Origin of the sequence: Propioniciclava sp., from assembly GCF_036744435.1 — a bacterium.
In the GTDB taxonomy this organism is placed as follows: Bacteria; Actinomycetota; Actinomycetes; order Propionibacteriales; family Propionibacteriaceae; genus Propioniciclava.
Map to the genome: position 1 here is coordinate 1 of NZ_DAIOIA010000099.1, position 11,450 is coordinate 11,450.

The window sequence follows — 11,450 nt, forward strand, 5'->3', positions numbered from 1 at the left end:
TGGAGGCACACCCGTCGCGGCGACAGGTACGTCACCGTGATCATCGACCTCACCCCAGTGCGAGATGGCACCGGCCCGGCACGGCTGCTGGACATGGTCGAAGGACGCTCCAAGCAGGCGTTCAAGACCTGGCTGGCCGACCGCCCGCAGGAGTGGCGCGACGGCGTGGAGGTGGTCGCGATGGACGGCTTCACCGGGTTCAAGACCGCCGCCGTCGAGGAACTGCCCGACGTGGTGACCGTGCTAGATCCCTTCCACGTCACGCGCCTCGCTGGCGAGGCGCTCGATGAGTGCCGACGGCGAGTTCAGCAGGCCATCTGTGGGCACCGCGGCCGCAAGGGCGACCCGCTCTATGCCGCCCGCCGGACCCTGTCCACCGGCGCCGACCTGCTCAACGACAAGCAGAAGGACCGACTGGACACCCTGTTCGCCGACGACGCCCACGTCGAGGTCGAGGTCACCTGGAGCGTCTACCAGCGCATGATCGCCGCCTACCGCCACGAGAACCGGCGCCACGGCCGCGAGCTGATGGCCCGGCTCATCGACTCGATCAGCACCGGCGTCCCCAAGGCCCTGGTCGAGATCACCAAGCTCGGCAGGACGCTGAAGAAGCGCGCCGCCGACGTCCTGGCCTACTTCGACCGGCCCAGCACCTCCAACGGGCCCACCGAGGCGATCAACGGCAGGCTCGAGCACCTGCGCGGCTCGGCGCTGGGGTTCCGCAACCTGACCAACTACATCGCCAGATCCCTGCTCGAGACCGGCGGGTTCAGACCCCGACTACACCCTGGATTCGGATGAGCCTTGCCGGTAACGTTCTGCAAGGAAGGCGCGGTCTTGGACGCGGCGAGGTGCGCGAAGAGTGGGGGCACGCTCGCCCGGCTCCGATCGTGGCGCAGCCTGCCGACCACCCTGGCTCATCACCCACTCACATGTGAAAAACAGCGGGCCGAGAGGAGATCCATCGATGATCGTTCCCAGGTACTACGAGGACTTGGCCGTTCTGCACGAGAACACGCTCCCGGCACGTTCCTACTACATCCCGAGTTCCACGCCGCTCGACCCCGGTCCGGAGGCTCGTGACTCCTCCGATCGTCTGCAGCTGCTGAACGGTGAGTGGTCGTTCCGGTACTTCGAGAGCATCCACGAGCTTCGGGACCACTTTCTACGAGCGCGACTTCCCCGCGGGCGGTTTCGATCGTGTGCCGGTGCCGAGCACGTGGCAGCACCAGGGCTACGACCACCACCAGTACACGAACATCCGCTACCCCTTCCCGCTCGATCCGCCGTTCGTCCCGCAGGACAATCCGTGCGGCGCGTACGTCCACGAGTTCGAGTACACGCCCAGTGAAAACGCCCCGAGCTCTCATCTCACCTTCGAAGGCGTCGACTCCTGCTTCTACGTGTGGCTCAACGGCAAGTACGTCGGCTACAGCCAGGTCTCGCACGCCACCGCCGAGTTCGACGTCACCGAGATCATCGAGCCGGGCACCAACCGCCTGGCCGTCCTTGTACTCAAGTGGTGCGACGGCAGCTACCTGGAAGATCAGGACAAGTTCCGCGTCAGCGGGATCTTCGGCGACGTCTACCTGCTCTCGCGGCCGGCCTCCGTCCTCTTCGACCACTTCACCACCACGACGATCGACACGACGGGGGCCACGGTCGAGATCCGGGGGCTCTACCGCGGCAAGTCCGTGCCGACCTCCGCCGAACTCACCGACGCCGATGGGACGCGCGTCGCAAGCGGTGAGTTGCAGGAGTTCTCCGGCGACGACACGTACACCCACCGGGTCCAGCTGCGCGTTGAGGACCCGCAGCTGTGGACCGCCGAGAATCCTTACCTCTATACCCTCACCCTCACCTCACCGCAGGAGGTCGTCACCGACCGCGTCGGCATCCGTGAGATCACGGTCGTGAATGCCGTCGTCCACGTCAATGGGCAGCCGATCAAGCTGCGCGGCGTCAACCGCCACGACTCCGACCCGGTCACCGGCCCGGCCATCGACCTCGATCACATGAAAACCGACCTGCGGTTGATGAAGCAGCACAACATCAACGCGGTGCGCACCGCTCACTATCCAAACGCGCCGCGCTTTTACCAGCTGTGCGACGAATATGGATTCTTCGTCATGGGCGAGGCCGACAACGAGAGCCACGGCACCCAGTTTCAGTTCCTGGAGGACCCCTCCTTCGCGAATCAGGTCGAACACTGGAACGAGCCGATCGCGGACAACCCCGAGTGGATCGAGGCGACCCTCGACCGCACCCGACTTTGCGTCATCCGTGAGAAGAACCGCCCGAGCATCGTCATGTGGTCGGCGGGCAACGAGGGCGCATACGGGTGCACTTTCGAAGCCGCGCTCGCGTGGATGGCCGAGTTCGACCCCACCCGCCTTACGCACTACGAGAGCGCCTTCTACCGTAACAGCAAGCGGAAGTACGACTACTCGAACATCGACCTCTACAGCCGGATGTACCCCGCGCTGCACGAGATTCACGAGTACCTCGATTCCGACCCGGACAAGCCGTTCATCCTCGTGGAATACAGCCACGCCATGGGCAACGGCCCCGGTGACCTCGAAAACTACTGGGAGATCATCCGGGCCGACGAGCGCATGTGCGGCGGCTTCGTGTGGGAATGGTGCGACCACGCCGTCTACAAGGGCAAGGCCGACAACGGCAAGGACATCTATTTCTATGGCGGTGACCACGGCGAAGACATCCACGACGGCAACTTCTGCATGGATGGTCTCGTCTACCCCGATCGCACGCCCCACACGGGTCTGTTGGAGCTCAAGAACGTCCACCGGCCTGTCCGCGTCCTCGGGTTCGACCAGCACACCGGCCGGCTCACCCTGCGCAACGACATGGACTTCACCGATCTGCGCGATCACATCTACCTGACCTGCGGAGTCGTTTGCGACGGCGAGGTGGTCAAGACTGTGCGCGTCGATCTCGACGAGAGCGTGCCGCCGCGGTCCGAGACAACCGTGACGCTCACGCCGACCGTGCCCGAGGCGGGCACCTGCCACCTGCTCGTGACGTCTCATCTGAAGGGCGAGGTGCCATTCCTCACGGAGGGGCATGAGCTCGGCTTCGACGAACTCGAACTGACCACCGCCGATGGACGCAACCAGAGGGCGGTCGCTCTCCTGGAGGGCACCGAGCCGGGCTCGGGCCGGTTGCGCGTCACCGAGGACGCCTCCTCCATCACCGTCGAGTCCGCGGCGTTCCGGTACGCCTTCGACACGCGCACAGGGCTGCCCCAGACCATGACCCTCGGCGGTCGGGATCTGCTCGATGCTCCCGCGCAGATCAATATCTGGCGGGCACCGACGGACAACGACATGAACATCAAAGCCGAGTGGAGACGCGCCCACTACGACGCCGCCTCGGCACGCGCCTACTCCGCAAGCGTCGAGCCAGGCGCGGATGCGGTGACGCTCACCTTCCCCCTCGCGGTCGTGGCGCCCACGATCCAGCCGATCCTGAAGGTGGAGGCCGCCTGGCACGTGAACACCTCCGGTGCGGTGCAGGCGTCCCTCTCAGTGAGGCGTGACCCTGCCTTTCCGTCGCTGCCCCGCTTCGGGATCAGGCTGTTCCTGCCTAAGGAGATGTCGCAGGTTACCTATTGCGGCTTGGGTCCGTTCGAGAGCTACGTCGACAAACGCCGAGCTTCCCATCACGGCCTCTTTAGCTCCGACGTCTTCCGCCTGCACGAGGACTACCTGCGTCCGCAGGAGAACGGCAGCCACGCGGACTGTGACTACGTCATCGTGGCCGGAGGCGGTCTGTCCCTCACCGCCGTGGGGAGCGAGACCTTCTCCTTCAACGCCTCCCCTTACACGCAGGAAGAGCTGGCGAGACGTGCCCACAGCTATGAACTCGTACCGGCGGGCAGCACCGTTTTGTGCCTGGACCACGCCAACGCCGGGATCGGGTCCAACAGCTGCGGTCCTGAACTCCTCGAAAAGTACCGCGTGGATGCCGAGACGTTCCGGTTCGACATCACCCTGATTCCCACCATCGAGCAGTGAACTAGTGAAGGGTCACAACGACGTGCCTGCCACCCAAGAGAAGACGTACCTCAAGTGGTACAACAAGATCGGTTATGGATCGGGCGATGTCGGCGGGAACGTCGTGTATGCGTTCCTGTCCGCGTTCGTCATGATCTACCTCACCGATGCCGTGGGCTTGAACCCAGGCATCATCGGCACATTGATCATGGCCTCCCGGCTTTTCGACGGGGTCAGTGACCTCTTCTTCGGAAACCTCATCGACCGCACGCACACGAAGATGGGCAAGGCACGTCCGTGGATGTTCTGGGCGTACTTCGGTTGCGCCGCCACGCTCATCGCCACCTTCGCGATCCCGACCAACGTCGGCCAGACCGCGCAATACGCCTGGTTCTTCATCGCCTACACGCTGCTGAACGCGGTCTTCTTCACGGCCAACAACATCGCCTTCTCGGCGTTGACGGCGCTCATCACCAAGAACGGTGCCGAGCGTGTGCAGATGGGCTCCATCCGCTTCATGTTCGCCTTCGGGACGAGCATGCTCATCCAGACCTTCACCGTCGCAGGTGTGCAACAGTTCGGTGGCGGCGCCGAGGGCTGGCGCACGATCGCCATCATCTACGCCGTGATCGGGCTAGCCGTGAACTCGCTGTCGGTGTTCTCGGTGCGCGAGCTTTCGCGCGAGGAGCTTGCGGACCGGCCGGGCGCCCACCATGACCCCGCGGAGCTCGCCGAGGTGGAGGTGACCAGCTTCAAGGAGGCCGCGAAGCTCGTGGTGGCCAACAAGTACTACCTCATCATCCTACTCGTGTTCCTCCTGGCGCAGATCTTCACCGCGACGCTCAACATGGGGATCTACTTCATGACGTACATCCTCGGCGACGCGAACCTTCTCGGAGTCTTCGCGTGGGCGATCAACGCGCCGTTGATCATCGGTCTGCTCTTCACCCCGTTCCTCGTGAAGCGGTTCGGTGAGATGTACCGGGTGAACATCACCGGGTATGTGATCGCGGTCGTCGGCCGGCTCGGTGTTCTCGTCGCGGCGTACATGGGCAGCATTCCCCTCATGCTCCTCTTCGCGGGCCTGGCCTCGCTCGGGATGAGCCCGCTGCAAGGCACGTTGAACGCACTGATAGCCGAGGCGTCCGAGTACACCTACCTCACCAAGAACCGGCGCATCGATGGGGTCATGTACTCCTGTACCTCGTTCGGCGTGAAGCTGGGCGGCGGAATCGGGACGGCACTGGCAGGATGGCTGCTCGCATGGAGTGGCTACGTCGGTGGTGCGGACACGCAGCCGGAGTCCGCGCTGCAGATGATCAGCTTCATGTACCTGTGGATCCCGGCCATCATGAACTTCATCATCCTGCTGCTGCTGACGCGCCTCGACGTGGAGAAGGCCAATAGGAGGGTCAAGGCGGAGATCGCCGTCACCGCGTGACGCCTCGACCCACGACACCACCGACTTACCCATCTCAAGAGATGAAGGAAATGCATCCATGATCGCCACTGCTCCGCTGTCGGAGTTCTTCGAGGGGTTGTTCGGCGTGGAGCCGTCCGGGTTCTGGGCGGGGCCGGGTCGGGTGAACCTGATCGGTGAGCACACCGACTACAACGACGGGCTCGTGCTGCCGTTCGCGATCGACCGATGGGCGGTGGCTGCCCTGCGGTTGCGGTCGGACCGGACGATCCGGCTGGCCACCGACTACGTCGACGGTGTCGTCGAGACCACCCTGGACCGGATCGGACCCGCTGGGCTGTCGGGCTGGTCGGCCTACCCGCTGGGCGTGGTGTGGGCGCTCGGCGAACACGGCGCCGACCTGACGGACCTGCCCGGATTCGACCTGGCCCTGACCTCGGACGTGCCGGTCGGGGCGGGCTTGTCATCGTCGGCAGCGATCGAGAGTGCGGTCGGGATGGCGCTCAACGAGGCGTGGCAGCTGGGCCTCGATCGACAGACCCTCGCCCGCGTCGGGCAGCGTGCCGAGAACGTGGTCGTGGGCGCGCCGACCGGCATCATGGACCAGTCGGCATCCCTACTGGGCGCACCGGACTGTGCGGTGTTCCTCGACTGTCGGAGCCTGGACGCCGAGGTCGTGCCGTTGGGCCTGGACGCCGCCGGTATCGAGGTCCTCGTGGTCGACACGCGCGTCAGCCACGCCCACGCCGACGGCGGCTACGCCTCCAGGCGCACCGCCTGTGAGGCGGGCGCCCGGATCCTGGGCGTTCCCATGCTCCGCGACGTGACGGTCGCCGACCTCGACCGGGCCCGCACCCTGTTGGATGACGTGACGTTCCGCCGGGTGCGGCACGTGGTGACCGAGAACCAACGCGTCCTCGACACGGTGCGCCTGCTGCGCCACGAAGGCCCGTCGGCGATCGGCGCGTTGCTGGACGCTTCGCACGCGTCCATGCGCGACGACTTCGAGATCTCCACCCCGGAGCTGGACCTGGCCACCGACGTCGCCCGCGCCCATGGTGCGATCGGTGCGCGCATGACCGGAGGCGGGTTCGGCGGCTGCGTGATCGCCCTGGTGCCTGTGGACGCCGTCGCGACGGTGACCGACGGCGTCCGGGAGGCGTTTGCCTCTGCTGGGTTCACGGAGCCGGGCATCTTCACCGTCCGCCCGGTGGCCGGCGCCGGCCGGATCGAGGTGACGCCATGACGTCGTGGCTGGTGACCGGTGGGGCGGGCTACATCGGCTCTCACGTGGCCCGGGTGTTCGCCGAGCGGGGCATCGGCGTCGTCGTGGTGGACGACCTGTCCAGCGGACACCGGGAGTTCGTCGACCCCGGCGTCCCGTTCGTGGAAGGGTCGATCCTGGACGGCGACCTGCTCGGTCGCACGTTCGCCGCGCACGACGTTGAGGGCGTGATCCACATCGCCGGCTTCAAGTACGCCGGCGAGTCGGTCAAGCGTCCGCTGCACACCCTGCGGCAGAACGTGGTCGGCACCATGGTCCTGCTGGAGGAAATGCAGCGGGCGGGCGTCGGCAAGGTCGTGTTCTCCTCCAGCGCGGCCGTGTACGGGACGCCCGACGTCACCCTGGTCACCGAGGACACCCCCAAGGACCCCCAGTCGCCCTACGGTGAGTCGAAGCTGATCGGGGAGTGGTTGCTCGCCGATCAGGCGAAAGCGACCGGGCTGGCGCACACGTCGCTGCGCTACTTCAACGTCGTCGGGTCGGGCTACCCCGACCTGTACGACACCAGCCCTCACAACCTGTTCCCGCTGGTTTTCGACGCACTCCTCGCGGGCAGGACGCCTCGCGTCTTCGGCGATGACTACCCGACCCCCGACGGCACGTGCGTGCGCGACTACCTCCACGTCCACGACCTCGCCCTCGCCCACGTGACCGCCGCCGAGCGGCTCACCGCCGGCGCCCCCGTCGACGCCGCGTACAACCTGGGCAGTGGCAGCGGGGTCTCGGTCGCCGAGATCATGACCGCGATCGCCGACGTCACCGGCATCCAGTTCACCCCCGAAGTCGCCCCCCGCCGTGCCGGCGACCCGCCCCGAATCGTCGCCAACGGCGACCGGGCCGCCCGCGACCTCGACTGGGCGATGCGTCACACCCTGACCGACATGGTCGCCAGCGCCTGGCAGGCGCAATCGAGAGGACCCCGCCGATGAACGACACCCGACCCACCGAGCCCGGGCTGGCCCAGGCCCTGGAAAAGATGCGTGCCGCTGGCGCGGACGACGCTGCCCGCACGGTCTTCGCGCACTACTACCGCCTCGCCGCCACCGGCGAGACCGGCCTGATCCCCGAGGAGACGATCAGCCCCCTCACCGACGTCGAACGCCTCGCAGACGTGGACGTCGACGAGACGCAGGCACACGACGCTCTCGCCCAGACCGTCATGATCAAGCTCAACGGCGGCCTCGGCACCTCCATGGGCCTGGACCGCGCCAAGACCCTGCTCCCCGTCCGCGACGGGCAAACCTTCCTCGACCTCATCGTCGCCCAGGTCCGCCACGCGCGGGAGCGCTACGACGTGCGACTCCCCCTGCTGTTCATGAACAGCTTCCGCACCCGGGCCGACACCCTCACCCACCTCGAGCGGTACCCCGACCTCGCCGCCGACGGGCTACCCGTCGACTTCCTGCAGAGCGCCGAACCCAAGATCCGCGTCGATGGTCTCGTCCCCGTGACCTGGCCCGCCGACCCAACCCTGGAATGGTGCCCACCCGGCCACGGCGAGGTGTACACCCGCCTCGCGTCTTCCGGCGTCCTCGACGCCCTGCTCGAGCGCGGCTACCGGTACCTCACCATCGCCAACGGAGACAACCTCGGCGCCGCACCCGACCCGCGCCTAGCGGGTTGGTTCGCCGCCACCGACGCCCCCTACGCCGCCGAAGTGTGCCTTCGCACCGCGAACGACCGTAAGGGCGGACACCTCGCCGTCCGCCGCAGCGACGGCCAACTCATCCTCCGCGACACCGCCCAAACGCCGGCCGACCAGATGCACTACTTCACCGACGAACACCGCCACCGATACTTTCACTGCAACAACCTGTGGCTCGACCTGCAACGCCTCCACGACCGCCTCAGCCAGTCCGGGCCGGTACTCGGCCTGCCCCTCATCCGCAACGAAAAGACCGTCGATCCCACCGACCCCACGTCCCCCCGCACCCTCCAGCTCGAGACCGCCATGGGGGCCGCGATCGAGGTCTTCCCCGGCGCTCGTGCCATCGTCGTCGAACGCGGCCGGTTCCTCCCCGTGAAGACCACCAACGAACTGATGCTGCTCCGCTCCGACGTGTTCACCCTCGCCGAGGACGCCCGGCTGGTCACCGACCTCCCCAAGCTCCCCGGGATCGACCTCGACCCACGCCACTACAAGACCATCAACCAGTTCGACGAACGCGTCCAGATCGTCCCCTCCTTGCGCGACGCACGATCCCTGCGCGTCCGCGGCGACTGGACGTTCTCCCATCCCGTCCACGTGACCGGGGACGCCACCCTCGAAGACAACGGACAACAACAGTCAGTACCACCCGACCTCCACTGAACCCGTCGCCCCCCGCGTCCGACGGCTGGCCCCGGCAGTCGCCGAGGTCCGGCCGGGCCGGACGGTCACCGTCGACGATGACTCATCGCGGCGCTCGGCTCCCTGACGGCTGCGGTGAGGTCGTGGGGGCAGCCGGTGCGGCAACAGCATGGTCAGGCCAGTCGCGCCCCGCCGGAGACCCAGGGTCAGCAGTCGCCTCGGGTCACCATCGATCGTGGCTACCTCGATGGGGCCCGACCCCGGTCAGAGTCTCCGAGGTCGATGCCCGACTCTGGGCAGATCCGTGATGTCGCGTCTCGCTGGCGTCAGTCGTGGCAGTCGAGCAGCTCACCTGTGTCCGGATTCAAGAGTCTGAGCCGCGGTCGCGTCAGGGTGATCTGCTCGGAGGGACTCAGGTGTTGGACGTCGCCATCGAAGGCCTGGCGCCGTCGCTTGGCGTGCCCGTCGCCGGTGTGGCGGACGTGACGGCTCCTCGCGGGCCAGGGTTGGTGGTCTTGGTCGCAGTGGGCCTTGAGGCGGGAGCGCAGGCGTTCGAGGAACCCGGGGAGGGTGTAGCGGTGCCACTCTTCGAGGGCGTTGGAGTCGAGGGCGACGCTGGCGCGGCGGCGTTGGTCGGCCATCACGGCGACTTCCTGGACGATGTGAGGGTGCAGGGGCCAGCAGGGCGGGATGGTGCCCTCGGGGTCCCACACGTACTCGTGGTTCACCCAGATGACGACGGCGTCGAGCCACGTCCAGAGTTCGGCCCGGAGTTGGGGATTGCGGCAGGTGGGTGGGTCCCACGGCTTGGGCAGCAGGTTGGGGTCGCCGATGGTGGCTTTCTGGTTGTCGCTGCCCTCGGCGGCCAGGTAGAGGTCGCGGTAGGCGGTGCCGAGTAACGGCCCCGGGGTAGGGAACGCGCGGACGAGCCCGGCGTCGGCGTCCGGCGTGGTGGTCATGGGATCCGCCTCTCGGCGACCAAGCCACCCCGTTGGGCGGCGACGAGGGCAGCGGTGGCGCGGGCGTCCGCCGGTATCTGGCCATGCCGGACTGCGGCGACACGATCACGGGCAGCGCGCTGGCGTTCGAGAAGGGCGCGTCCGGTGGGGCCGTCGATGCAGCGAATGAGTTTGGCGATGATGGGTTTGCTGGCAGGTCGTGGAACTCTCGGGCCGCACCTGAGGCTTTCCGCCGGTCGGCGAACCGGTACAGCCTCCACTGCTTCTTGGTACTCGCGAGCCTCGCGCGTAGAGCCACCACTTCCCTGAAGCTCAAGGGGGCGGTTGATGCAAGCTGGGTTGATGGTCTCACCTGTGTCGAAGCTGTGATCTGGGTCCTATGGACAGCCTCGCTCTGAGCGGGTCCCTCGTAGCTCGCCGATTCAGCCAGCAGCTCCAGCACGACTTGGGCTTTCGGGACGGCTACGCCGTCCTTCTGCACGTAGTCGCCGGATCGTCGGGCCGGCGACTCGACCGCGAGCGTAACCGGGTCGGGCTTCCCTCCCAACCTCACCAGGCCGCGTGGGTTCCTTCGAGCTCTTGGCATCAGGGCCGCCCTAAATCGGAAGGCTCGGTAACGAATCAACGATCTTCATCGTCTCCACCGAGACTCGCGTCACCCGTTTGATCAGATCGACGATGTAGCGCGGGTCACCGTGCTCGCGGCCCCACTTGTTTGGGTCATTGACGATGCCGGAGTCTTTGTCGGTCTTCACCTGGTAGCGGTCGATCAGCCACTCCAGAGCTGAGCGGGAGCCGAGCATGTATCGGTTGGCCTCCGCCGGGATGTCACCGAGGGTGATGTGCTGGTTGTAGATGATTGCCTTCTTGGCGGTCTTGTCGGCCCAGCGCATCTTCTCCACGCGGTAGGTCTGCCAAACGTCGGTACTGAACGGCGTCTGCTCGGCGAGGGGATACGGCGCAACAGTTTCGAAATTCACGTGGAGGTCGGCCAGCCGCCGTCCAGCGTCGACGAAGACCTCGAAGTCGGATACGGCAGACGCCAACGGGATCCGGGGCATCGAGCGTTTGAGATCCGCGGCGAACATCGAGCGGTACTGCTCGGAGTGCAGAACTCCGTAGGCGTAGAAGAAGATGTCGTCCTTGGTTACCCGTGAGCCGAATCGGTCTTGGTAGATGGCGAGGATGTTGTCGGTGATGTTGTCCACGCGCCGGTAGCCCCACTCGTCCACCTCCCCTGACGGGTCCAAAAGCGCCGCCTGGTCGCTTCCTGCCGCGATCTCGTACGTCCACCTTGGGAAGATGTGAGAGTCGCCCGCCATGTGTAGGTCGAGGACGCTATCCACCATTAGAGGAACTGCCGCGAACCCGGCACCGCCGCTGACGGTGATACCCAGGTTCGCATGGTGGTTGGTCGGGAAGAACGGCTCATCCGAATTGAGGGTGTAGTTGAGGTCTGAACCCTCCGGTTTCGAGGAGG

7 protein-coding genes and 1 pseudogene are annotated in these 11,450 nt (G+C 66.3%); 6 read left to right on the forward strand and 2 right to left on the reverse strand.

Annotation, left to right across the window (positions count from 1 at the left end; all coding sequences use genetic code 11):
* The 6 genes and pseudogenes from V7E09_RS11760 to V7E09_RS11785 form a co-directional block, all read left to right on the forward strand.
* Positions 1–801: pseudogene (locus V7E09_RS11760) on the forward strand (ISL3-like element ISPfr3 family transposase); the annotation flags it as partial.
* Positions 802–1,208: 407 nt separating this feature from the next.
* Complete coding sequence (locus tag V7E09_RS11765; RefSeq protein WP_324523434.1) at positions 1,209–4,037, forward strand: glycoside hydrolase family 2 TIM barrel-domain containing protein; 2,829 nt, start codon at positions 1,209–1,211, stop codon at positions 4,035–4,037.
* Between the two features lie 22 nt (positions 4,038–4,059).
* On the forward strand, positions 4,060–5,457 hold the full coding sequence (locus tag V7E09_RS11770; protein ID WP_324511836.1) for an MFS transporter: 1,398 nt from the start codon (positions 4,060–4,062) through the stop codon (positions 5,455–5,457).
* A 58-nt stretch (positions 5,458–5,515) separates the two neighbouring features.
* Positions 5,516–6,682 (forward strand): galactokinase, encoded by a 1,167-nt coding sequence (galK, locus tag V7E09_RS11775; protein WP_324511837.1) that lies wholly within the window; start codon positions 5,516–5,518, stop codon positions 6,680–6,682.
* Positions 6,679–7,650 (forward strand): UDP-glucose 4-epimerase GalE, encoded by a 972-nt coding sequence (gene galE / locus V7E09_RS11780; protein WP_324511838.1) that lies wholly within the window; start codon positions 6,679–6,681, stop codon positions 7,648–7,650. The genes galK and galE overlap by 4 nt, the downstream gene beginning before the upstream one ends.
* Positions 7,647–9,032: a UTP--glucose-1-phosphate uridylyltransferase gene (locus V7E09_RS11785; RefSeq protein ID WP_324511839.1), complete on the forward strand. Its 1,386-nt coding sequence runs from the start codon at positions 7,647–7,649 to the stop codon at positions 9,030–9,032. Before galE ends, V7E09_RS11785 begins: the two co-directional genes overlap by 4 nt.
* Positions 9,033–9,337: 305 nt before the next feature.
* Here V7E09_RS11785 and V7E09_RS11790 read toward each other — a convergent pair whose 3' ends face one another.
* Complete coding sequence (locus V7E09_RS11790; RefSeq protein WP_324511840.1) at positions 9,338–9,970, reverse strand: hypothetical protein; 633 nt, start codon at positions 9,968–9,970, stop codon at positions 9,338–9,340.
* A 596-nt stretch (positions 9,971–10,566) separates the two neighbouring features.
* Positions 10,567–11,450 (reverse strand): type ISP restriction/modification enzyme (locus V7E09_RS11795; protein WP_324511841.1); only part of this gene is annotated, 884 nt, incomplete at its 5' end.

Coding starts and splice junctions, on each gene's coding strand:
- galK (WP_324511837.1), top strand. CDS start 5,516: ATGATCGCCACTGCTCCGCTGTCGGAGTTCTTCGAGGGGTTGTTCGGC.
- galE (WP_324511838.1), top strand. CDS start 6,679: ATGACGTCGTGGCTGGTGACCGGTGGGGCGGGCTACATCGGCTCTCAC.
- V7E09_RS11785 (WP_324511839.1), top strand. CDS start 7,647: ATGAACGACACCCGACCCACCGAGCCCGGGCTGGCCCAGGCCCTGGAA.
- V7E09_RS11790 (WP_324511840.1), bottom strand. CDS start 9,970: ATGACCACCACGCCGGACGCCGACGCCGGGCTCGTCCGCGCGTTCCCT.